Origin of the sequence: Salmonella sp. 32100201201700099SM, from assembly GCF_017572645.1 — a bacterium.
GTDB lineage: Bacteria > Pseudomonadota > Gammaproteobacteria > Enterobacterales > Enterobacteriaceae > Salmonella > Salmonella enterica.
Genome location: NZ_JAGERQ010000007.1, coordinates 39275 through 63172, shown reverse-complemented (window position 1 = coordinate 63172; position 23898 = coordinate 39275). Strand labels below are relative to the sequence as shown.

Below are 23898 nucleotides of genomic sequence, written 5' to 3'. Positions count from 1 at the left end.
TATCGCCGTTGGCCAGGAGGAAAAACAAGTAGGCTGTGGCGTCAGAGCGTAAATAACGTCAACGAAGTGATGCAGGCGTCTGGATTGGCCTGTTTCACGGTCTTAAGGAAGGTGGCAAAATTTCGATTGAATAGGGTGTAGTTATGAAGGAAGCGCGTCTGTTTTCTTTGCCCTTCCGCTGTTATCCAGTCGACTGACCAGACTGAACGACCACTGACTCTCGTTGTTCCCGGTTTCGCCTCAATAATGCTGGTGAGTGGTATCGCGGTGGTGATACCGTCCGCGACCTCATAGAGGTACTGCATGTCAAAGTAGTAATCCGCGTTATAGCCGCGAGAACTGCCAAATTTTCGCAGCATCAGCGAAGAAGATGAAATTAATTTACGGCCATCTTGCAGATGCTTACTCCGACGGAAAATTTTTCGCCCAGGGAAAATAAAGAAAACAATAAATATCAGTACAATAACCTGTAATAACGTGGTCATATACAATCCTTGTATTCCAGAAACGAAAAAGTTGAGAATATTATACATGGGCAGTTTGCGCAAAAATGACAGCGATTGATGTCACGGCCCTGTTTTCAGAAAAACACCCATGAAAAGCCTATCTGAATTTAACGCTAATCATGCCGCGACGCGTCCACCGACTTACCCCTGTCGGGTCTTATTCTGAAATCGTTTTTATTATGATGATAGTGCTGGTTTTACCTTGTTTATTTGATTAAAACGATAGCGCTAATAATAGAAAAGAAAGGATTCATTGATGTTCCATTATGGAAAATGTGTCGTTCGCACGTTGTTTTTATTACTGGTTTGCTGTTCGCTGTCGGGCTGTCTTTCATTTGGGCTGATACTTGCCACCGATAAAGATGGCAATCGTCATCAGTCTACCTGGAAATCGGATACCGTTACCGCGCTTTCCTTAGGTAAAGATAGCAACGGGAAAACGGGCTGGGTGTTTGTTGGCGAACATTTTGACTACCTGTTGACCCAGGGCGGCGATAATGTGGTGGCGCTGTTAAAAGATGCGACTATTCGCCGGGATAAAATGCGAGTAAAGGATGGTGTTAAATTCCTGATTGATACAGATAAGAAGGAGTTTACGGGTGAAGTCAATGTGACTTACGCCTGGGTGGACGAGAAAGATAAACTGGCGGCGGTAGGCTACGGGTTTATTTGTGCAGACGGCGCGGTAAATTGCACGCTATCCGTCATGGACCTGAAAGGGACTATCCATCAGAAAAATAAAGAGCAGAGCGTTACGCAGCAGCTATCGTTCTATCATCCTTTCACCGTTGAGTTCTATCAGTATCAGCGCAGTATGTCCGGGGCAAAATTTGGCAGAGTGTTGCTGCCGGTAACTTTGGCGCTGGATATTGTCACTATGCCGCTACAGCTACTGATCTTCAGTCGTTAAAATTGGATTCAGCAGCAATGCCTACGTTCGGATGCTGGCGTTGCTGCACGGGTGAAATGAGCGCCCACCATCATTGAAATTCCCCCAACTATCCCCCATTCTAGATCCATAGCGAAAGCGCGATAGAGCGCTTCATTTCTTTTTTAGACCAGGACTGCGCATATGACCAATCCATTACTAACGTCTTTTTCACTGCCGCCTTTTTCTGCAATTAAACCGGAGCATGTGGTGCCTGCGGTCACCAAAGCGTTGGCCGATTGCCGGGCGGCGGTAGAAGGCGTTGTGGCGCATGGCGCGCCGTATAGCTGGGAAAACCTCTGCCAGCCGTTGGCGGAAGCCGACGATGTTCTGGGGCGTATTTTCTCGCCAATTAGCCACTTAAACTCGGTGAAAAATAGCCCGGAGCTGCGTGAAGCCTACGAACAGACGTTACCGCTGCTGTCGGAATACAGCACCTGGGTTGGGCAACATGAAGGACTGTACAACGCGTACCGCGACCTGCGCGATGGCGATCATTACGCCACTCTGAATACCGCGCAGAAGAAAGCGGTTGATAACGCGCTGCGTGATTTTGAACTGTCCGGCATCGGCCTGCCGAAAGAGAAACAGCAGCGTTACGGTGAAATTGCCACCCGCCTGTCTGAGCTGGGCAACCAGTACAGCAATAATGTGCTCGATGCCACCATGGGCTGGACGAAGCTCATCACCGACGAAGCCGAGCTGGCGGGAATGCCGGAAAGCGCGCTCGCCGCCGCTAAAGCCCTGGCGGAAGCCAAAGAGCAGGAAGGTTACCTGCTGACTCTGGATATCCCGAGCTATCTGCCAGTGATGACCTACTGCGACAACCAGGCGTTGCGTGAAGAGATGTATCGCGCCTATTCCACTCGTGCCTCCGACCAGGGGCCGAACGCCGGTAAGTGGGATAACAGCCCGGTGATGGAAGAAATTCTTGCGCTGCGCCATGAACTGGCGCAACTGCTGGGCTTCGAAAATTATGCCCATGAGTCACTGGCCACCAAGATGGCGGAAAATCCGCAGCAGGTGCTCGATTTCTTAACCGATCTGGCGAAACGCGCCCGTCCGCAGGGGGAAAAAGAGCTGGCCCAGCTGCGCGCCTTCGCCAAAGCCGAATTTGGCGTTGAGGAACTGCAACCATGGGATATCGCGTACTACAGTGAAAAGCAAAAACAGCACCTGTACAGCATCAGCGATGAGCAGCTACGCCCGTACTTCCCGGAAAACAAAGCCGTGAACGGCCTGTTTGAAGTGGTGAAACGTATTTACGGCATCACCGCCAAAGAGCGTACTGATGTTGATGTCTGGCACCCGGAGGTGCGTTTCTTCGAACTGTATGACGAAAATAACGAGCTGCGCGGCAGCTTCTACCTTGACCTGTACGCGCGCGAACACAAACGCGGCGGGGCGTGGATGGACGACTGTGTCGGCCAGATGCGTAAAGCGGATGGCACATTGCAAAAGCCGGTCGCTTATCTGACCTGTAATTTCAACCGTCCGGTGAACGGTAAACCCGCTCTGTTTACCCATGACGAAGTGATCACCCTGTTCCACGAGTTTGGTCATGGCCTGCATCATATGCTGACCCGCATTGAGACCGCCGGGGTCTCCGGTATCAGCGGCGTGCCGTGGGATGCGGTCGAACTGCCAAGTCAGTTTATGGAAAACTGGTGCTGGGAGCCAGAAGCGCTGGCGTTTATCTCCGGCCACTATGAGACCGGCGAACCGCTGCCGAAGGAACTGCTGGATAAAATGCTGGCGGCGAAAAACTATCAGGCGGCGCTGTTTATTCTGCGTCAGCTGGAGTTCGGTCTGTTTGATTTCCGTCTGCATGCGGAATTTAACCCGCAGCAAGGAGCGAAAATTCTTGAGACGCTCTTTGAAATTAAAAAACAGGTCGCCGTGGTGCCGTCACCGACATGGGGCCGTTTCCCACATGCGTTCAGCCATATCTTTGCTGGCGGCTATGCGGCAGGCTACTACAGCTATCTGTGGGCCGACGTACTGGCGGCGGACGCTTATTCCCGCTTTGAGGAGGAAGGCATTTTCAACCGTGAGACCGGTCAGTCGTTCCTTGATAACATCCTGACTCGCGGTGGTTCTGAAGAGCCGATGGAACTCTTTAAACGCTTCCGTGGCCGTGAACCACAGCTGGACGCGATGCTGGAGCATTACGGGATTAAAGGCTGATTTTACGTGCAAATCTGCTTAATGGATGAAACGGGCGCCACAGACGGCGCCTTATCTGTTCTGGCTGCCCGCTGGGGACTGGAGCATGACGAAGACAACCCGATGGCGCTGGTATTGACGCCGCAACATCTGGAGCTGCGCAAGCGCGACGAACCGAAGCTCGGCGGCATTTTTGTCGATTTTGTCGGCGGCGCGATGGCGCACCGGCGCAAGTTCGGCGGCGGGCGCGGCGAAGCGGTGGCGAAAGCCGTCGGTATCAAAGGCGATTACCTGCCGGATGTGGTTGATGCCACGGCCGGACTGGGGCGCGATGCGTTTGTGCTGGCGTCCGTCGGTTGCCGCGTGCGGATGCTGGAGCGTAATCCGGTGGTCGCCGCGTTGCTCGACGACGGCCTGACGCGCGGCTACGCCGATGCGGACATTGGCGGCTGGCTTCAGGAGCGTTTGCAGTTGATTCATGCTTCCAGCCTGACGGCGTTAACCGATATCACGCCGCGCCCGCAGGTGGTCTACCTCGATCCGATGTTTCCTCACCGGCAGAAAAGCGCGCTGGTGAAGAAAGAGATGCGGGTGTTTCAGTCGCTGGTGGGGCCGGATCTCGACGCCGACGGACTGCTGGAACCGGCGCGTCAGTTGGCGACCAAACGCGTGGTGGTCAAACGTCCCGATTATGCGCCGCCGCTGGCGGATGTCGCGACGCCCAACGCCATCGTCACCAAAGGGCATCGGTTTGATATTTATGCCGGAACCCCTCTGACGGAGTAACGGATTGCCCGATGGCGCTACGCTTATCGGGCCTACGATTCTCAATTATTTGTAGGCCGGATAAGGCGTAAGCCGCATCCGGCACTGAGTATTACTGTTCGGTACCTTGCGTATTAATCATTCGGTTTAACCACGGCACCATAATGGCCATCACCACGGTGACCGCCAGCGTTACCAGACCAATTTTGCTAAAGACGCCGGTATAAATGGGCAGCGTCTGTAACGGATCGGTGATGTTTTCCGGTACGGCAGTGAAGGTCGCCACATAACCGCCGAGCAGGAAGGCGGCGGCCTGGGTCAGGAACCACATTCCCAGAATAAAGCCCATCAGATGCTGCGGCACCAGAGCGGCGACCATTGCCAGTCCCAGCGCGCTAATCAGCAACTCGCCCAGACTCTGGAACAGATACACTAGCACGATAAACCACGGCGACGTCAATCCTTGCGCATCGGCAAACCACATCCCGGCGGCGGCGGCGGTCAGAAAACCCAGCGCGCAGAGGAACATGCCGAGCGTAAACTTCATCGGCATAGTCAGATCTTTGCCTTTGCTACCCAGTCGGGTGTAAATCGCTGCCAGTACCGGACTGGCGACGACCACCCAGAATGGGTTCAGCGCCTGAAAACTCACCGGGTTAATGGCGAATCCAAGAATTTCATGATGCACGTTATTAATCGCAAAGAAGTTCAGTGAGGTAGGCATCTGCGCATACAGAATGTAAAACAGCACGGCTTCAATCATCAGAATAAACGCCACGAACATTTTATTGCGGCCGGTTTTATCCAGACGAAACGCTTCGCGAAAGAAGAAAATAGTGACGACGATAGAAAGGACGATGAGCACCAGATTGGCAATCTTAACGTTGTGCATCAGCCAGGCGCAGAGGAAAATCATGACGACGGTGCCGAGTAGTACCAGCAGCAAATTGCGAAAACGTAGCGGTTTATGATCCGGTTCAGAACCGATATTTTTCACCATGCCACGGCAGGCGAAGTACACCAGAAGCGCAACAATTAAACCAGCGCCGCACAGATTATAGGTCACCACATAGCCAAATTTATCGGCAATCACCGGCGCCAGCGATAGCGATAACAAAGAACCGATGTTAATCGACATATAAAACAGGGTGAAAGCGCCATCCAGCCGGGGATCTTTAGGCTGATAGCATTTAGAGAGCAGGCTGGCGGGATTGGCTTTAAATAACCCGTTGCCCACGGCAATCGTACCCAGTGCGATAAAAATCAGATCGGGATTTAATAGCGACATACCAGTCATAAAATAGCCAATCGCCAGCACAATCGCGCCCAGGACCAGGGTGCGTTTAGTCCCTAACAGATGGTCGCCAACATAGCCGCCGATGGAGATCAGGCCATAAACCAGCGCCGCAAAAGCGCCAAAAGTAATAAAGGCCTGTTCCTGAGAAAAACCCAATTGTTTAACGAAAAAGACCGCCAGGATGCCCTGGACGCCGTAATAGCCAAATCGTTCCCATAATTCTACAAAAAAGATCATGAAGAATGGACGAGGTTGCTGCAGCAAGCCCGTAGGTGCAGTTGTATTCATATTCCTTCGCCTTTTAATGCCATCCCGAAACGTATGAACGCGTATATCAAAACGCGCCGAAAAGTCTTACCCTGATATAGACTGCGGTTATTAGCCTGATCAATAGGTTATTATACAAATGATACGCAAACTAATTAGTGGATCACACTAATTATGTTTGGTGTGATGGAATGATGTACTGAGTACTGCGAAGAAGGGGGGATAAACAAAACGCCCACATAAGCGGGCGTTGTTGTTGATAGCCGGAGTTTGCCTGATGGTTCAGGCCAACCTGATTGACTATAGACCAGATGCGGTCTTAGCCGCCAGCCGGCACGGTAAGTTAAGTATTACTCTTCTTCGTCGCGCAGCGGAACAATCAGCATGTCAACGTGAACGGTGTTGATCAGCTGGCGCGCAGAAGACATCAGTTTGCTCCAGAAGTCCTGGTGATGACCGCAAACGACCAGATCCATATCGTATTTCTTGATGGCGTCAACCAGCACCTGGCCCAAATCGCCGCTACCGCTCAGGGTTTCAGTGATAGGGTAGCCAGCGTTGGTAGACAGCTCGGTCAGCGCGTGGTGGGTTTCTTCGGAGATACGTTTCTGCATATCGCCCAGATTGACGTCAATCAGACCGGTGTACAGGTCTGAATAGTTCACATCAACGTGGATGAGGGAGATTTTCGCGTTGTAGGGGCGCGCCATAGAGACCGCTTTTTCAACCAGAACTTTACTTTCCGGGGAGAGATCAACTGCGATAAGAATGTGTTTATAAGCCATAGTGTTACTCCTTCCATAAGTTGTCGATGACCATTGAGCTACTGGCGTTTCTTATGCCGCCGCGTCACCCGCGTCCTGCGAACTCTATGCGCGGGGCTAGCTCAGCCGTTTACCATAACTATCCTTACATTATAGCGACCAGGATAATCCGTCAATCTGCCTTGCTTGCCAGTTAGTTAAACAAAATTTTCAGGGAATTGCATTGATAGTGATTAACCTTCTGGTAAAAAAATTAACTGATCTCCTACAATGTGTATAAGAGCCGTTCGAATGCGGAGCGCTAATATGGACGGCTTTCGTAGTACTCTTTCACTGATTGTCTGGCAGGGTATCGGGGAGCGGTAGTCCCGGAGAGGAACTCCGTGGGCGGGTCGCCGGGGAGGAGATATGATAAGCACCGTCTCACTATTCTGGGCTTTATGTGTCGTTTGCATTGTTAATATGGCGCGCTATTTCTCATCGCTACGCGCACTGTTAGTGGTACTTCGTGGTTGCGATCCTTTGCTCTATCAATATGTCGATGGCGGCGGCTTCTTTACCACGCATGGTCAGCCCAACAAACAGGTGCGCCTGGTATGGTATATCTACGCTCAGCGCTATCGCGATCATCATGATGAAGAATTTATTCGCCGTTGTGAACGCGTGCGCCGCCAGTTTCTGCTGACCAGCGCGTTATGCGGTTTGGTGGTGGTGAGCTTGATTGCGCTCATGATTTGGCACTGAATAAAAAAAGCGGGCCAGTTTCCTGACCCGCTCGTATTAGATAAGCCTCCGGATGACACCGCTTGTAGCGGCCTGTCAGGCCTGTGTCGTTTCATCCTGACAGGCCGGATTAGCGACAGCGCTATCCGGCCCATTTGGCTTAAATAATCTTCAGGGAAAGCCAGTACAGCACGCCGGAAAGAATAATCGCCGCCGGTAACGTAAATACCCAGGCCATCAGAATGCTGGTCACGGTTTTACGCTGTAACCCGCCGCCATCAACGACCATGGTTCCCGCCACTGAAGAGGAGAGTACGTGAGTGGTAGAAACTGGCATACCGGTGTAGCTGGCAAGACCGATAGAGACTGCCGCCGTCATCTGCGCCGACATTCCCTGCGCATACGTCATGCCTTTTTTACCAATTTTCTCGCCGATAGTGGTCGCCACGCGACGCCAGCCGATCATCGTACCAATACCCAGCGCCAACGCCACTGCCATAATGATCCACACCGGCGCATACTCAATGGTGCTTAACATATCGGTCTTCAGCTTTTTCAGCAGGCGCTGGTCATCGCTGCTTACGCCAGGCAATTTCACGACTTTGTCGGTCGTGTCGGAAATGCACAGCATAATGCGACGCAACTGACTACGCTGTTCAACGCTTAACTTGTCGTAGCTTTCCACGTTTGCCAGCATCCCTTTCGCACGGTTAAGCGCGTTAATGGTGTTAGCCGGATGGCAGTGGAATTCAGTCGGTTCAGTCGCGCCCGGTTCCGGAGAGGGAATCAGTTGGTCAACGCCGGTGACGGCTTTCAGCAGGTCAGGACGCTGCTCAAAGTACGTTTCGACATTGTTGATAGCATCGCGCGTACGGGTGATTTCGTAGCTGGAGGCATTCATATTGACCACGAAACCCGCAGGCGCGACGCCAATCAGCACCAGCATGACCAGGCCAATGCCTTTCTGACCATCGTTCGCGCCATGCGAAAACGCCACGCCGATAGCTGAGAGGATCAGCGCGATACGCGTCCAGAATGGCGGCTTTTTCTTGCCGTCTTTCTTTTCACGTTCGGCTGGCGTCAGGTGGATACGGGCGCGTTTCTTAGTACCGCTCCAGTAGCGGCGCAGCAAGAAAATCAGACCGCCGGCGAATACCAGACCGACAATAGGGGAGATAATGAGTGAACCGAAAATATTGATAACTTTCGGGATGTTAAGCGCATCCACCACTGACGTGCCGGTCATCATCGCATTGGTTAAACCGATGCCGATAATGGCGCCAATCAGCGTGTGGGAACTGGACGCCGGCAACCCGAAATACCAGGTACCGAGGTTCCAGATAATCGCCGCCAGCAACATGGAAAAGACCATAGCGAGGCCGTGCGCGGAACCCATGTTGAGCAGGAGATCCGTCGGTAGCATATGCACAATGGCATACGCCACGCTGAGACCCCCCAGCAAAACGCCAAAAAAGTTAAACACCGCCGCCATGACAACCGCCAGCTGCGAACGCATCGCACGGGTGTAAATCACGGTTGCGACTGCATTGGCTGTATCATGGAAACCGTTAATCGCTTCGTAGAACAGCACAAAAGCCAGATCAAGCAATAATAAAAGCCCGGTATGTAAATCCAGGCCAGCAAACAAATGTAGCATAGGACGTTACGCCATTTTGAGGACATGAACGCGGCGCATTATCAGTGACTTTGGCGGCGCGGGCAAAGTGAAATATAGACTTTTTTTGATGTACTTCGTGCTTTGTTTGATATCACTAAAGAATTATCTTATATATTTCAGATAAATACCATTTTCAGGCGCTTTTCGCGCTGGTGCGACCACTGAGGAAACTTTACAATTCTCGCCCGAATTTGAGAGAGGAAGGCGACGTGGAAAGGTTTGATGCCGTTATTATAGGCGCTGGCGCAGCGGGCATGTTTTGCGCCGCACAGGCAGGACAAGCGGGTAGCCGCGTGCTGCTCATCGATAATGGCAAGAAGCCAGGACGTAAAATCCTCATGTCCGGCGGTGGGCGCTGCAACTTTACTAATCTTTATGTTGAGCCTGCTGCGTATTTGAGCCAGAACCCCCATTTTTGCAAATCAGCATTAGCCCGCTATACCCAGTGGGACTTTATCGATCTGGTCGGCAGGTATGGGATAGCCTGGCATGAGAAAACGCTGGGACAGCTTTTTTGCGATGATTCCGCCCAACGCATTGTCGATATGCTGGTTGCCGAGTGCGACAAAGGTGGCGTAACGATGCGCCTGCGTAGCGAGGTATTGAGCGTCGAGCGTGATGAGTCGGGTTTCGTACTGGCGTTGAACGGCGAGACGGTGACTACGCAAAAGCTGGTGATTGCCAGCGGCGGCCTGTCGATGCCGGGGCTTGGCGCATCGCCGTTTGGCTATAAAATCGCCGAACAGTTTGGTCTCAAGGTGTTGCCGACGCGCGCCGGGCTGGTGCCCTTTACGCTACATAAGCCGCTGTTAGAACAGCTCCAGACGCTGTCTGGCGTCTCTGTGCCCTGCGTGATTACCGCCCGCAATGGCACGGTATTTCGGGAAAACCTACTTTTTACCCATCGTGGGCTGTCCGGCCCCGCCGTTTTACAGATTTCCAGCTACTGGCAACCGGGCGAGTTAGTGAGCATTAACTTATTGCCGGATCTCTCGCTGGAAGACGTTCTCAATGAACAGCGTAACGCGCACCCGAACCAGAGTCTGAAGAACACGCTGGCGATGCATCTGCCGAAACGGCTGGTGGAGTGTTTACAACAGTTGGGGCTCATCCCGGATGTATCGCTCAGGCAGTTGAACGTTCGTGACCAGCAGACGTTGGTTGACACGCTGACGGCCTGGCAAGTACAGCCTAACGGTACCGAAGGCTATCGGACAGCGGAAGTGACGCTGGGCGGCGTGGATACAAACGAACTATCATCGCGGACTATGGAGGCGCGCCGCGTGCCGGGTCTCTATTTTATCGGCGAAGTGATGGACGTCACCGGCTGGTTGGGCGGCTATAACTTCCAGTGGGCCTGGTCGAGCGCCTGGGCCTGCGCGCAGGATTTGATTGCGTTAAAAATTAACTAATTGATATTATGTGTTTTTCGGTCTCATTTGACTGATCGCCGTATATCTTGGCCTATAGCATCTTTTAGTCAGAAGTATTCTGGATAAGGGGCACTCATTTTGCATGGCATGACCACCGATTTCGTTTTAACAATGGGGAATGCGGACGGTAGTTTTCGCTATAAGGTCGTGGCAGTAAAACCAGATAAATTGGTTTCAGCTCGGGAGCCTGAATAACTTTAGATTGAACATCTGTTCTGGATGTTACTTTGGGTTGATTTCCCGATTTGCGTTGACTCAAAACAGAATCAAGTTTAGAGATAAAAATGTGTTAGACGATATCTATAATCAGAATGAAACATGTTTAACCATTTTCATTATGAATGCATTAATCTCAGCTGGGTTTTGAAGCAGACCGCATTCAGGTCGGATACTGGCCAACAACACCAGATACAGAATAAGGCCCCTGACAGGGCCTTCTGGTAGTATGTAGTCGATATTTACACTGTTTACAACGGGGAGTCATACTTTCTTATTAATCCTGTAAAGCAAACCACTGCACAGTGCGCCAGCAAAAAGAACAACTGCAATAGTGGCAAACATCAGCGTATATGCAAATTCTTTATACGTATCAAGAAGGTATCCGAAGATAAGATGGACATAAGCTTCCGGGCTGAATCCGATGCAGATTAATATCCCCATTGCGGTCCCGGTAAACACTTTCGGTATGCGAATTTCATTTACCTGCGCATACATTATACCGCGCATGCCAAACGTAAGCGCTCCCAGTAATAAAACCAGAGTAATAAGCAGGATCAGAAATCGTGAGTCATGAGGAATAAATATAAAAGATGCAGTTATCAATGCACCGAGAATAAAGAAGCTGGCCATAACTTTCAGGGAAGAACCAATCTTATCTGCAAGTAGGCCAGCAAAAGGCGAAATAATAAAAGCGAGAAAATATGCCCTAATCATCCCGATAACGGCAGTTTGGTCGGGAGTCATTCCATAGGCATCGGAGAGGTATGGTACCAGATAAGCTCCGCCCTGGTAAACAAAAATAACACAGCTGATAATGAATGCTGCCAGCCAAAGTTTTACACTTTTGAGTAGTGAAATAAGATCCGACATTTTTTTAGGTGCCGCATTTTCAATAGCACTAACACCTTTCGGAAATAAATAATAAGAGGTGAATCCCAGAATAATATAAATGGCTGCGTCAAATCGTAAAATAAAACCAATGCTGACAGCACTGGAGCCATGCAGACCAACAATAGCCACGGCACATAACGTCAGAACAGTGCCGGCAATTCCACGACCGGACTCCAGAAATCCAAAATACCGCCCCTGCTCATTGTCTGATGCAAGGAGTCTGGCAATTTTTGTCATGGAAACCAGGAACAGTCCATTACCGACTAAGGACATAAATCCGACGATAATAAACATGGCCTGATAGGAAGGCCGGAAGGACTGCCAGATGGCAAGGGCCGCCATTGTGAGATAGGCAATGGTAAGAATGCTTTTAGGATTTTTGAAACGGTCAACGATGATGCCTGAAACAGCACCTGATATAATGCCTACAAACCCGAGCCAGCTCATTAACATGCCCGATTGTGTATTTGTCAGTGAAAAGTATTCATTCCACGGATAGTAGAATACTTCACGCAAATACATAGCCTTGAATATTGTTCCCCCACCGACTGCCAGAAGAATAAAAAAAATCAGGTTATGCCTTTTAATCGATTTGTCTTCTGCATGTTCCATATGTCCGCCTGTATAACTAGACGTTATTGTAGATTGATCCGTTAGTGTCTTGTGTTATTTTAATTTTTGTATGTATTTATAAACAGTGGGTTCAGATATGTTAAGTTTTTTGGCTACTTTCGTTACTGCCCCTTTAAGCAGAAATACGCCTTCATCATTTAGTAATGAAATAATATGGCTTTTATTTTCAGCATTCAGTGACTCTGGATTAATATTTCCAATATTGATTACATTATTAATTTTGAGATCAACCATTTCAGGAATGGTCAGTCCAATATGTTCATCAAGCTGAGTGCCGTTATTATTGTCAGTCTGCCCGACAAAAATGCTTAAAAAATGACTAAGTTTATCATTCAGGGCAATTAAATCTTCGACGACGGTATTCAGACATAGTGCACCAACAATTTCTCCCTGCTTATTCCGGATAAAAAAAGTGGCACACTTAAGTCGTCTGCCATCGCGTGTCTTGCTGAGATAATTACACTGGTAATGTACCTCACTGTCATTGTTCTTCATGGCACGGACTACCAGATCGGTGATGGGATCTCCGACAGAGCGACCGCTGATATGTCCATTTCTGATTTTATGTATAGAAGACTCAAGATCAGAAAGATTGTGCAGAACAACTTCCGTGTTTTCGCCAAAATAATCGGCCAGGAAATCGATCAAAAATTCATAGGGTTCAAGACAAGTGTTTTTCATGGTTAATCTGGTTGCCACCTCAGTGGCAACCACCTTTGTTATTGACGAAATGCCACAGCTTCAATCTCAACTCTGGCACCCATAGGAAGTGTTTTTACAGCAAAACAGCTGCGTGCCGGCGGATTTATCTTAAAAAAGCTGGCATAGACATCGTTGAACGCAGCAAAATCAGCCATATCACTCAAGAAACAGGTCGTTTTCAGTACCGTATCAGTATCACCGCCTGCCATCTTAACTACAGCCAGAAGATTAAGCAGTGACTGACGGGTCTGTTCCTGAATATCATCAGTTTCAATTTTGCCACTGTCAGCGTTAATGGGCAATTGTCCGGAGGTAAAAATTAAATTACCCATCGCATTGCCCTGACTGTATGAGCCAATTGCTGCCGGTGCTGTTTCTGTAAAAATAATCTCTTTCACTTCTGTTCCTTAAAAATACTTACTGAATGCCTTTTCCAGACGACTCAGTGCTTCATCAATACGTGACTCCGGAACACCACAGTTAATTCGGGCAAATCCGGTACCGGCAACACCAAACTGATCTCCCCGGTTAAATCCGAGTCCCGCATCCTGCACTAAAAATTCCTGAATGCGATCACCTGACCAGCCCGTATCATTAAAATCGGCCCATACAAGATAAGTGGCTTCCGGCAGATTGGCTTTTACCGGATATGGCATGTTATTGAGCCCGTTAACCAGTTTAATCTGCATTTTACGGATATGATTCACCACCTCTTCACGATAGTCATGGCAATATTTATATCCGGCATAGGCGGCTTCATGCGCGAACGCAGTGGGCTGAAAATGTAATTCTTTCAGGACAACTGCCATCTGTTTTTTAAATACAGGATCGGCCGTGAAGACATAGGAACTAAAAATACCGCCAATGTTAAACAGCTTCCCTCCGGATGAAAAAACGATAATGCCATTTAAATTTTCCGCAGCTTTCATGACCGGCGTATAGCATTTTTCGTCATAGACAAAATCTGCATGAATTTCGTCAGAAATCAGGATTGTTCCTGTTTTCTGGGCAATTGCGGCGACTTTCCTGACTTCCTCTTCAGTCCAGCAACGACCTACCGGATTATGAGGGTTACAGAAAATCAGAATCTTATTCTCCGGGCGTGAACAGGTATCTTCCAGCTTTTCAAAATCAATAGTGTAATGATTGTTTTCATCACGCAGCAGATCACACTCAGTTACAGCACGGTGGTTTTCACGGATGGTTCTGGCAAAAGAATGATAGACCGGTGTCATAACCACAACGGATTCATTACACTGTGTCATTCCCCTGATAAAAGCGCCCATCGTCATCAGTAAAGGCGGTGTTTCAATAATATCAGCCGTATCCGGCCGCCAGTCATAATATCGATCATACCAGGATGCCAGCACATCCTTAAAATCATCATGATAGGCCGGATATCCGAATTCTCTGCGGTTACAGACTTCAATCAGTGCCTGACGAACCTCCACGGGAGAAACTAAATCGGTATCTGCAACAGACATAGGTATTACTGGAAATCCATTAATGACACTGTCATATTCCCATTTTTCTGATGCTATTCTCTGATAGATTTCATTAAAATCGTATTTCATTTTATTTTCCTTAATTTATTCAGCCGCAGTCCGGAAAGTATCTGCCGGTTTACCATCCATTTTCTTAAATGCCGTTTTGGCATTGCGGAGAAGTAAAAGTGAAGTGAATACAGCGAGAGCAAACATGGCACCCATGAAGATAAACATGTAGGTGTAACCCTGTACTTTATATGCATCAAGCCAGTACCCGAATAACGCATGGATAAACATTTCCGGAGAGAATCCCACAGTGGCCATGATCCCCATAACGGTACCGGTCAGACGAACAGGAACCTTCATTTCCTCAATTTGCGCATACATGATCCCGCGCAGAGCAAAGTTAATGGAGCCTACAATCATCAGGGTGCCGATCAGGACCCATACCATAGCCGGATCCTGTGGGATCACCAGGAACATGGCGACACCAATCACCCCGGCAATAAACAGCCAATTCATCACCTTAATCGCTGAGCCGACTTTGTCTGCGAGCAGACCCACAACCGGTGCAATCAGGATAGCGAGGACATAAGCACGGATCATACCGATAATTCCGGCATGTTCGGCGGTCATTCCGTAGACATCAGACAGATAAGGAACCAGATATGAGGACCCCTGATAGAAGGAGATGGTTGCAAAGATGGAGAAAGCTGCAAACCAGACTTCCTTAACCTTCATGACAGCCAGAATATCGTGTACAGATATTTTTTCTTTGGCCTTTTCTTCTCCGGAAGCAGAATTATGGTTATCACGGGGCATGGCGAACCACATCAGAACACCCAGCGCCAGGTAGAGAAAGCCGTATGCATGTAGCACACTGCCAATCCCTTCCACTTCGGTTGCAGACATGGCGAACCATGCTACGGCAACGGCAGAGATGGCTGACCCAGCGATACCACGTCCGGACTCCAGGAAACCAAACAGCTTCCCCTGGTCACTGGCATTACCAATCAGGCGGGTTGCGCGCACCATCGATACTAGGAAAAGACCATTTGCGAGGAAAGATAGTATGCCGATGATGACATACTGCGTAGCCAGACCCGGTGCTGTTGACTGCCATAATGTGGTTACGCCCACAGCCAGAAAGGTAAAAGAAATAATCAGTCGGGTATTGTTCACCTTATCGATAATCACCCCAGCAATTGAAGATGAAACAATCCCCACAAACCCCAGCCAACTCATCAGCAGGCCTGAATCCGTGTTATTCACTCCCATGAATTCATTCCAGGGGTAATAAAATACTTCCCTGAGGTACATCGATTTAAAAATGGTCCCTCCTCCGATTGCCAGAAGAATGACCATCAACCATTTTTGAAAATTGGATGTTTTCATAAACCTTCGCCTGTCCATAAATAAGAACCAAGTGTTCATGTGAGAATATAATTTTTTATACACATGAATATTATGAAGCACCTCACAGAGTGGGTAAAAAAGATAAAAAATTATCTCTTCTAATTTGATATCATTAAAATCATGTGCTTATGTGTATAATAAATTATAATTATGTGTGGGGCATTAATTATTTACGGTTGTAATTTTATAAAAATTATAAATTTTTATATTTCAGAACGTAACTGTCTGACAACATATATGCTGAATAGGGCGGAGAATAGGGGCAGGAAAGTGGATAAAATATTATCGTGTTTTTCCTCCGGCAGGAGCGTTTCCTTATTAGAAGTACGAATATTTGATGCCGTGGGCTGTATCCATGTTTTTTAGCCGGGCCCGGCGACTTGAGCAGGGGTAATCACGCATGCTTTCGTTACCAGCCCCTTCAGTAAATAGATTGACGGGCACGATTTTTTGTCTGCAACATCTGTGCTACAACCGAATAGACATATTGAATCCAGGTGTTAGTATTCAATAGACAGCAGTTATGAGTATGCGTGTTTCATTTCCGGCCAGGAACGCTGATGATGACAACATTACTACCCGGTTTCACAGCATTTTCGTCATTCACTTCCTTCGCGGCGCGCGTTGCCTTAACGCTCGCTCAATGGCCATTGTTTTTCATTCCTTCTTATCCCGGATGGAAACCCCCGCTGAGCGCACGCCCGGCGGACTTTGTGACACGCATGGTTAGACAACAGGGATTACGGCGGGTCGATTATAGACAAAATGAAGCGTCATCTGGTGTGGTGGGGAGCGGGGATTCTTGTGGCGGTGGCCGCGATAGCCTGGTGGATGCTGCGCCCTGCGGGAATACCGGAGGGATTTGCCGCCAGCAACGGCAGAATTGAAGCCACCGAAGTGGATATTGCCACTAAGATTGCCGGGCGTATTGATACCATCCTCGTTTCGGAAGGGCAGTTCGTTCGTCAGGGCGAGGTGCTGGCGAAAATGGATACCCGCGTATTGCAGGAGCAGCGGCTGGAGGCGATCGCGCAAATCAAAGAAGCCGAGAGCGCGGTTGCCGCCGCCCGTGCCTTGCTGGAGCAACGCCAGAGTGAAATGCGCGCCGCGCAGTCGGTCGTCAAACAGCGGGAAGCTGAGCTGGACTCCGTCTCTAAACGCCACGTGCGTTCCCGTTCGCTGTCGCAGCGTGGCGCGGTATCTGTACAACAGTTAGATGACGATCGCGCGGCGGCGGAAAGCGCGCGCGCCGCCCTGGAGACCGCCAAAGCGCAGGTATCTGCGGCAAAAGCGGCGATTGAGGCGGCGCGTACCAGTATTATCCAGGCGCAAACGCGCGTGGAAGCGGCGCAGGCGACCGAGCGGCGTATTGTCGCCGACATCGACGACAGCGAATTAAAAGCGCCGCGCGATGGACGCGTGCAGTACCGCGTTGCGGAGCCGGGCGAAGTGTTATCGGCTGGCGGCCGGGTGTTGAACATGGTCGATCTCAGCGATGTTTATATGACATTTTTCCTGCCGACCGAACAGGCGGGGTTGTTGAAGATCGGCGGCGAAGCGCGACTGGTGCTGGACGCCGCGCCGGATCTGCGTATTCCGGCGACGATCAGTTTTGTCGCCAGCGTGGCGCAGTTCACACCCAAAACCGTGGAAACCCACGATGAACGGCTGAAGCTGATGTTCCGTGTCAAAGCGCGTATTCCGCCAGAGCTACTGCGACAGCATCTGGAATATGTCAAAACCGGTTTGCCGGGAATGGCCTGGGTTCGTCTGGATGAGCGCGTGCCCTGGCCTGACGCTCTAAGCGTGAGGCTGTCGCAATGACGTCGCTGAAGCTGGTGCCTGTTCCTCCCGTGGCGCAGCTTGAGGGGGTGAGCCAGCATTACGGAAAAACAGCCGCGCTGAACAATATCACGCTGGACATTCCCGCCCGTAGTATGGTCGGGCTGATTGGTCCGGACGGGGTGGGTAAGTCGAGCCTGCTGTCGCTGATTTCTGGCGCGCGGGTGATTGAGCAAGGGAACGTTATCGTCTTGGGCGGCGATATGCGCGATGCGAAACATCGCCGCGACGTCTGTCCGCGCATCGCCTGGATGCCGCAGGGGCTGGGGAAAAACCTTTATCACACGTTATCGGTTTATGAGAACGTCGATTTTTTCGCTCGTCTCTTTGGTCATGACAAAGCTGAACGCGAAGCGCGTATTACCGAGCTGCTGAACAGCACCGGCCTGGCGCCGTTTCGTGACCGTCCTGCCGGGAAGCTGTCCGGTGGGATGAAACAAAAGCTGGGGTTGTGCTGTGCGCTGATTCATGACCCGGAATTGCTGATTCTTGATGAGCCTACCACCGGCGTTGACCCGCTCTCCCGCGCTCAGTTCTGGGACTTAATCGACAGTATCCGCCAACGGCAGACCAATATGAGCGTGTTGGTCGCAACGGCCTATATGGAAGAGGCGGAGCGTTTTGACTGGCTGGTGGCGATGAATGCGGGCGAGATACTGGCAACCGGCAGCGCGCAGCAACTGCGGGCAAAAAACCATAGCGCGACGCTGGAACAGGCGTTTATCGCCCTGTTGCCAGAAGCGCAGCGCCAGGCGCATAAGCCAGTGGTGATCCCGCCCTATCACGCTGAGCAGGAAGAGATTGCCATTGAGGCGAAAGATCTGACCATGCGCTTCGGTAAGTTCGTCGCGGTTGACCATGTTAATTTCCGTATTCCGCGCGGCGAGATTTTTGGCTTCCTCGGTTCAAACGGTTGCGGCAAATCGACCACCATGAAAATGCTGACCGGTCTGCTTCCCGCCAGCGAAGGTCAGGCCTGGCTATTTGGCCAGCCGGTGGACCCGAACGACATCGATACCCGTCGCCGGGTCGGGTATATGTCGCAGGCTTTTTCGCTCTATAACGAACTCACCGTGCGGCAGAATCTGGAACTTCATGCCCGCCTGTTTCATATTCCGCCAGCGGAGATCCCGGCGCGCGTCGCGCAGATGATCGAACGCTTTATGCTAACGGAGGTGGAAGATACGCTCCCCGCTTCGTTGCCGCTCGGTATCCGCCAGCGTTTATCGCTGGCGGTAGCGGTGATCCATCGCCCGGAAATGCTGATTCTTGATGAGCCAACGTCCGGCGTTGATCCGGTCGCCAGGGATATGTTCTGGCAGCTTATGGTCGATCTTTCGCGTCAGGATAAGGTGACGATTTTTATCTCGACCCATTTTATGAACGAAGCGGAACGTTGCGACCGAATGTCATTGATGCACGCCGGTAAAGTGCTCGCCAGCGGTACGCCGCAGGAATTGGTGCAACAGCGGGGCGCGGCCAATCTGGAAGCGGCGTTTATTTCCTGGCTACAGGAAGCTGCGGGAGCGGCGCCTGAAACCCCAATACCGCCATCCCAGACGCCCGCCGCGTCAGGTAAACCGTCGCGGCAGGGATTGAGCTTCCGGCGTTTGTTCAGCTACAGTCGCCGCGAAGCGCTGGAGCTACGCCGCGATCCGGTACGCTCGACGCTGGCGCTGCTGAGAACGGTAATTCTGATGCTGATTATGGGCTATGGCATCAGTATGGACGTGGAGAACCTGCGTTTTGCCGTACTCGACCGCGATCAAACCGTCAGTAGCCAGGCATGGTCGCTCAATCTGGCGGGATCGCGCTATTTTATCGAACAGCCGCCGCTCGCCAGCTATGACGAGCTTGACCGGCGGATGCGTTCGGGAGAGCTGGCGGTTGCCATTGAGATCCCGCCTAATTTTGGCCGCGATATTGCTCGCGGTACGCCAGCGCAGATTGGCGTCTGGGTGGATGGCGCCATGCCCAGCCGCGCCGAGACGGTGAAGGGGTACGTTCAGGCGATGCACCAAAGCTGGCTGCAGGAGGCGGCGAGTCGTCAGCCGAACCCGGTTAAACAGATCGGGCTGCTCAACATTGAAACGCGCTATCGCTATAACCCGGATGTGAAAAGTCTGCCCGCTATCGTTCCGGCGGTCATTCCGCTGCTGCTCATGATGATCCCGTCAATGCTTAGCGCCCTGAGCGTGGTGCGGGAGAAAGAGCTGGGGTCGATGATTAATCTGTACGTAACGCCGACGACGCGCAGCGAATTTTTGCTGGGTAAACAACTGCCGTATATCGCGCTGGGTATGCTGAACTTCTTGCTACTGTGCGCGCTGTCGGTCTTTGTGTTCGGCGTGCCGCTGAAAGGCAGCTTTCTCACGCTTACCCTGGCGGCGCTGCTTTACGTCATCATCGCCACCGGTCTGGGGCTGCTGATCTCCACGTTTATGAAGAGCCAAATCGCCGCTATTTTTGGGACGTCGATTATTACCCTCATTCCGGCAACACAATTTTCCGGCATGATCGATCCGGTGGCTTCGCTGGAAGGACCGGGAAGATGGATCGGCGAGATCTACCCGACCAGCCATTTTCTGACGATCGCGCGCGGGACGTTTTCCAAAGCGTTGGATCTGTCCGATCTCTGGCCGTTATTTATGCCGTTACTGATTGCCGTCCCGGTGGTGATGGGTCTGAGCATTCTGCTGCTGAAAAAACAGGAGGGGTAATGCGCGGATTACGTAATATTTATAACCTCGGCGTCAAAGAACTGCGCAGTCTGCTGGGCGACAAAGCGATGCTGGCGCTGATCGTCTTCGCCTTTACGATTTCGGTTTACTCCTCTGCTACCGTCCTGCCCGGTTCGTTGCATCTTGCCCCTATCGCCATCGCCGATATGGATCAGTCGCAGTTGTCGAACCGTATTGTGAATAGTTTTTACCGCCCGTGGTTTCTGCCGCCGGAGATGATTACGGCAACGGAAATGGATGCCGGACTGGATGCCGGACGCTATACCTTTGCGGTCAATATTCCGCCGAATTTCCAGCGTGATGTGCTGGCCGGACGTCAGCCTGATATTCAGGTTAACGTCGATGCGACGCGCATGAGCCAGGCGTTTACCGGCAACAGTTATATCCAGAATATTATTAGCGGCGAGGTCAACAGCTTTGTGGCGCGCGCGCGGGGAGATAACGTTCAGCCGGTGTCGCTGGAGATTCGGATGCGCTTTAACCCGAATCTCGACCCGGCGTGGTTTGGCGGCGTGATGGCGATTATCAACAACATTACCATGCTGGCGATAGTGCTGACCGGGTCGGCGCTGATCCGCGAGCGAGAACACGGCACGGTAGAGCATCTGTTAGTGATGCCGGTCACGCCCTTTGAGATCATGATGGCGAAAGTGTGGTCGATGGGGCTGGTCGTGCTGGTGGTTTCCGGTTTGTCTTTGATGCTGATGGTGAAAGGCGTACTTGGCGTACCGATTGAAGGATCGATCCCATTGTTTATGTTGGGCGTGGCGCTGAGCCTGCTCGCCACCACTTCAATTGGGATTTTTATGGGCACCATCGCCCGTTCGATGCCGCAGCTGGGGTTATTAATGATTCTGGTGCTGTTGCCGCTACAAATGCTCTCCGGCGGTTCCACGCCGCGCGAAAGTATGCCGCAGGCGGTGCAGGATATTATGCTGACCATGCCGACGACGCATTTTGTCAGCCTTGCCCAGGCTATTCTTTATCGCGGCGCAGGTTTGAGTATCGTCTGGCCGCAGTTCCTGACCCTGCTGGCGATAGGCGGCGTGTTCTTCCTGATAGCGCTGTTACGCTTCAGAAAAACGATTGGCACAATGGCGTAAACATTATTGCCGGATGGCGGCTGCGCCTCATCCGGCCTACAAACGACGACGTGCGAACGTAGGCCGGGCAAGCGAAGCGCCCCCGGCAAAGCGCTGTGGCGTTAGTCTTCTTTCGGCAAACACTGCAAGTGGCCGTGGCGCACGCCGCGCTGGGCGATAACATCATCGGCAAAATGCTGTACGTCGCCCATATCGCCCTTCAGAACGGCGATCTCCAGACAGTCATCGTGGTTGATATGGACGTGCAGCGTGGCGACGGATAAATCATGATGATGATGCTGGGTGGAGACGATGCGGCTGGCTAAATCCCGTTTCTCATGTTCATAAACATATGAAAGTACCGCGAAACCCTGTGTGCCGTGTTCCTGAGTGGCCTCCTGCGCCAGAGCGCCGCGCAGAATATCACGGATCGCTTCGGAGCGATTGTTATAGCCGCGTCGCTGGCTCAGGTTGTCCAGCGTTTCCAGTAAATCGTCATCGAGGGTGATGGTGACACGTTGCATCTGACTTAAACCTTTTGGTATGGCGCGTCGGCGCATGGGAAGCTCCGCATTTTGTAACACACGTCCGCCGCCAGAGGGAAAAATTAATGTGTCATAGCGCTTTCGTTATCGTCTGCGGCGTCAGCGTAAACGGTGTGGGGGTACAGACTGCCAGACTGAGCGTATCGAGCTGACACTGGCTGACCGACAAGGCAGAGGGCAACGTGCTGTCCACGCTGACGATTTGCCAGGCGCTGCCGCCGCGTTGTTTTACGATGGCTTCTTTACGCGTCCAGATACGCCAGAATGCCGCCAGTTGTTGCTCCGGACGTTCCGCTTCCATTTCAGCATGTTCGCCGAGGCTGAATACCGCATTTGCCAGCGAACGCCAGTTATCGCGCGGGCGGATCACTTCAATATCGCAGCCGACTTCACCTTCGTCGCTAAGCAACAGAGCAATAGTGTCGCCGCTATGGCTGAGGTTAAACCACAGCGGCGTTCCGGCGGAAAAAGCCGGTTTACCCTGTTCGCCATACACCATCTCCGGTAGCGGCGAGAGCGCACGGGAAAGCAGCACGCGCCCGGCCAGCCAGCTTGCCCAGCGAACGCCCTGCGGCGCCTGAGCGATTAACGCGTCGGGCAATTGACCTGCGCTTAATGTTGACACTTTTCCCAGAACGATCTGGTACATATCAGGACCAACGTTGCCTATGAAGAAGAGGAGATTGTAGCATCTGTCGCCTCATCCCGGTAAACGGCTTTTCGGTCGGCCTGGCCCCAGTAAGATCGCCAGTTTGCTGCCGCCTTTAGTGGTTTCCATCCAGATTTTGCAGACGCTGGTCAAAGGAACGGACAAGAGCATCCCGACCGGGCCTAATAGCCATCCCCAGACCAATAACGAAAGAAATACCACCAGCGTGGACATTCCCAGACGATGGCCCATCATGCGTGGCTCCATAATGTTGCCAATCACCATATGGACCACCAAAAAGAGCGCGCCGACCAGTACGCACTCGTAAAAACCGTTAAATAACAGCGCCTGAATCATGGGGGGAACGGCGGAAATCACCGAGCCGATATTAGGAACGTAATTGAGCAAAAAGGCCAGTACGCCCCACATTAGCGCAAACTGAATATCCATTAACGCCAGTCCCAGCCAGATAATCGCGCCCGTCCATAAACTGAGCAGCGTTTTCAGCGCCAGATAATGCGAGACGCCTTTCAGGGCGCGGTGCAGGCCGGCAATATGGATTTGTGGATTGTTTAGCGCGAAACGTAATTTATAAGGCACGTGACGCACCTCAAACAGCATAAAAACCACGGTCATCACCAGCAGCACAATGCTTGCCATCGCGCCCGATACGCCGGTCATTAATGTTGTGGTGAAGAGCATGATTTTATCGGAATCCATCCCGCGGAGCATACGTTCCGGCGACATATGTAAATTCAGGAAGGGCATTAACTCCTGAAGGTGTAAGACCTTACGCGTCAGCTCCTTGCTGTATTTAGGCAGCATAGCGATAAATTCATTAAGCGATGCGGCAAGCACACCCACCAGCGCGGTAAGCACGATCAGCATGACAACCACCACGATAGTAATCGCCAGCGGTCGCTTCACGCCCCGGCGAATAAACCAGGTCACTAATGGATTAAGAACAATGGCGAAAAAGAGCGCCAGCAAGAGTTGTACAATAATATCCGCCGCGGCATGAATCCCGGCGAGAATAATAACTAGGGAGGCCAGTTTCAGCAGAATATGCATACCCGTTTTGTCGGGTTGAGCGGTTGCCATGAAGTTTTCCTTGTTGTGTTTTTTTCTAAGTGTAGCGGCTGCCCTGATACCGATAATCTGAAT

The 23898-nt window shown here is 51.4% G+C and carries 20 protein-coding genes; 8 read left to right on the top strand and 12 right to left on the bottom strand.

All coding sequences use genetic code 11. The features are described 5' to 3' along the window. Positions 1 to 41: 41 nt before the first annotated feature. Positions 42 to 485, bottom strand: a complete 444-nt coding sequence (locus J4685_RS12900; RefSeq protein ID WP_000209571.1) for a hypothetical protein — start codon at positions 483 to 485, stop codon at positions 42 to 44. A gap of 277 nt (positions 486 to 762) precedes the next feature. On the opposite strand from J4685_RS12900, the gene J4685_RS12895 reads away from it, so the two are divergent. The 3 genes from J4685_RS12895 to rsmJ all read left to right on the top strand — a co-directional run bounded on the left by J4685_RS12895 (position 763) and on the right by rsmJ (position 4386). Further along, complete coding sequence (locus tag J4685_RS12895; RefSeq protein WP_000469191.1) at positions 763 to 1416, top strand: lipoprotein; 654 nt, start codon at positions 763 to 765, stop codon at positions 1414 to 1416. Positions 1417 to 1578: 162 nt separating this feature from the next. Next, complete coding sequence (prlC, locus tag J4685_RS12890; RefSeq protein ID WP_000184174.1) at positions 1579 to 3621, top strand: oligopeptidase A; 2043 nt, start codon at positions 1579 to 1581, stop codon at positions 3619 to 3621. A 6-nt stretch (positions 3622 to 3627) separates the two neighbouring features. Then, positions 3628 to 4386, top strand: a complete 759-nt coding sequence (gene rsmJ, locus J4685_RS12885) for a 16S rRNA (guanine(1516)-N(2))-methyltransferase RsmJ (protein ID WP_001165127.1) — start codon at positions 3628 to 3630, stop codon at positions 4384 to 4386. Between the two features lie 91 nt (positions 4387 to 4477). Here rsmJ and dtpB read toward each other — a convergent pair whose 3' ends face one another. Next, positions 4478 to 5950, bottom strand: a complete 1473-nt coding sequence (gene dtpB, locus J4685_RS12880) for a dipeptide/tripeptide permease DtpB (RefSeq protein WP_001098283.1) — start codon at positions 5948 to 5950, stop codon at positions 4478 to 4480. 329 nt (positions 5951 to 6279) lie between these two features. After that, a complete protein-coding gene (uspA, locus tag J4685_RS12875; RefSeq protein WP_000323565.1) occupies positions 6280 to 6714 on the bottom strand; it encodes a universal stress protein UspA in 435 nt (144 codons plus the stop codon). A gap of 387 nt (positions 6715 to 7101) precedes the next feature. On the opposite strand from uspA, the gene uspB reads away from it, so the two are divergent. Beyond that, complete coding sequence (gene uspB / locus J4685_RS12870) at positions 7102 to 7437, top strand: universal stress protein UspB (protein ID WP_000626193.1); 336 nt, start codon at positions 7102 to 7104, stop codon at positions 7435 to 7437. A 139-nt stretch (positions 7438 to 7576) separates the two neighbouring features. On the opposite strand, the gene pitA is transcribed toward uspB, so the two are convergent. Beyond that, positions 7577 to 9073, bottom strand: a complete 1497-nt coding sequence (pitA, locus tag J4685_RS12865) for an inorganic phosphate transporter PitA (protein ID WP_000902790.1) — start codon at positions 9071 to 9073, stop codon at positions 7577 to 7579. A 230-nt stretch (positions 9074 to 9303) separates the two neighbouring features. Here pitA and J4685_RS12860 point away from each other — a divergent pair, with 230 nt between their 5' ends. Beyond that, a complete protein-coding gene (locus tag J4685_RS12860) occupies positions 9304 to 10506 on the top strand; it encodes an NAD(P)/FAD-dependent oxidoreductase (protein WP_000439232.1) in 1203 nt (400 codons plus the stop codon). Between the two features lie 501 nt (positions 10507 to 11007). On the opposite strand, the gene J4685_RS12855 is transcribed toward J4685_RS12860, so the two are convergent. From J4685_RS12855 to J4685_RS12835, 5 genes are read right to left on the bottom strand one after another with little or no spacing between them, the layout of a single operon-like run. Continuing rightward, positions 11008 to 12249, bottom strand: coding sequence for an MFS transporter (locus J4685_RS12855; RefSeq protein ID WP_000399445.1), 1242 nt, complete (start codon positions 12247 to 12249; stop codon positions 11008 to 11010). 54 nt (positions 12250 to 12303) lie between these two features. Then, on the bottom strand, positions 12304 to 12969 hold the full coding sequence (locus tag J4685_RS12850; RefSeq protein WP_228370096.1) for a transcriptional regulator: 666 nt from the start codon (positions 12967 to 12969) through the stop codon (positions 12304 to 12306). A gap of 20 nt (positions 12970 to 12989) precedes the next feature. Next, positions 12990 to 13370, bottom strand: coding sequence for a RidA family protein (locus J4685_RS12845; protein WP_000658719.1), 381 nt, complete (start codon positions 13368 to 13370; stop codon positions 12990 to 12992). 9 nt (positions 13371 to 13379) lie between these two features. Further along, positions 13380 to 14546 carry a MalY/PatB family protein gene (locus tag J4685_RS12840; protein WP_000872633.1) on the bottom strand — a complete coding sequence of 389 codons (1167 nt, stop codon included), beginning with the start codon at positions 14544 to 14546 and terminating at the stop codon, positions 13380 to 13382. Positions 14547 to 14561: 15 nt separating this feature from the next. Beyond that, entirely contained in the window at positions 14562 to 15854 is a 1293-nt protein-coding gene (locus J4685_RS12835; protein WP_000858309.1) for an MFS transporter, read from the bottom strand. Between the two features lie 777 nt (positions 15855 to 16631). On the opposite strand from J4685_RS12835, the gene J4685_RS12830 reads away from it, so the two are divergent. From J4685_RS12830 to J4685_RS12820, 3 genes are read left to right on the top strand one after another with little or no spacing between them, the layout of a single operon-like run. Then, positions 16632 to 17699: an HlyD family secretion protein gene (locus tag J4685_RS12830; RefSeq protein WP_000359836.1), complete on the top strand. Its 1068-nt coding sequence runs from the start codon at positions 16632 to 16634 to the stop codon at positions 17697 to 17699. Then, on the top strand, positions 17696 to 20437 hold the full coding sequence (gene rbbA, locus J4685_RS12825; RefSeq protein WP_000202478.1) for a ribosome-associated ATPase/putative transporter RbbA: 2742 nt from the start codon (positions 17696 to 17698) through the stop codon (positions 20435 to 20437). The genes J4685_RS12830 and rbbA overlap by 4 nt, the downstream gene beginning before the upstream one ends. After that, a complete protein-coding gene (locus J4685_RS12820; protein WP_001214752.1) occupies positions 20437 to 21561 on the top strand; it encodes an ABC transporter permease in 1125 nt (374 codons plus the stop codon). The genes rbbA and J4685_RS12820 overlap by 1 nt, the downstream gene beginning before the upstream one ends. Before the next feature lie 101 nt (positions 21562 to 21662). Here the strand turns inward: J4685_RS12820 and nikR are convergent, their stop codons facing one another. The 3 genes from nikR to J4685_RS12805 form a co-directional block, all read right to left on the bottom strand. After that, the gene (gene nikR, locus J4685_RS12815; RefSeq protein ID WP_011233197.1) at positions 21663 to 22064 is read right to left on the bottom strand and encodes a nickel-responsive transcriptional regulator NikR; all 402 of its coding nucleotides are present in this window, start codon (positions 22062 to 22064) and stop codon (positions 21663 to 21665) included. Positions 22065 to 22155: 91 nt separating this feature from the next. Further along, positions 22156 to 22734 carry a 4'-phosphopantetheinyl transferase AcpT gene (gene acpT / locus J4685_RS12810; protein WP_000284369.1) on the bottom strand — a complete coding sequence of 193 codons (579 nt, stop codon included), beginning with the start codon at positions 22732 to 22734 and terminating at the stop codon, positions 22156 to 22158. 51 nt (positions 22735 to 22785) lie between these two features. Then, on the bottom strand, positions 22786 to 23835 hold the full coding sequence (locus J4685_RS12805; RefSeq protein WP_000179588.1) for an AI-2E family transporter: 1050 nt from the start codon (positions 23833 to 23835) through the stop codon (positions 22786 to 22788). Positions 23836 to 23898: the final 63 nt, after the last annotated feature.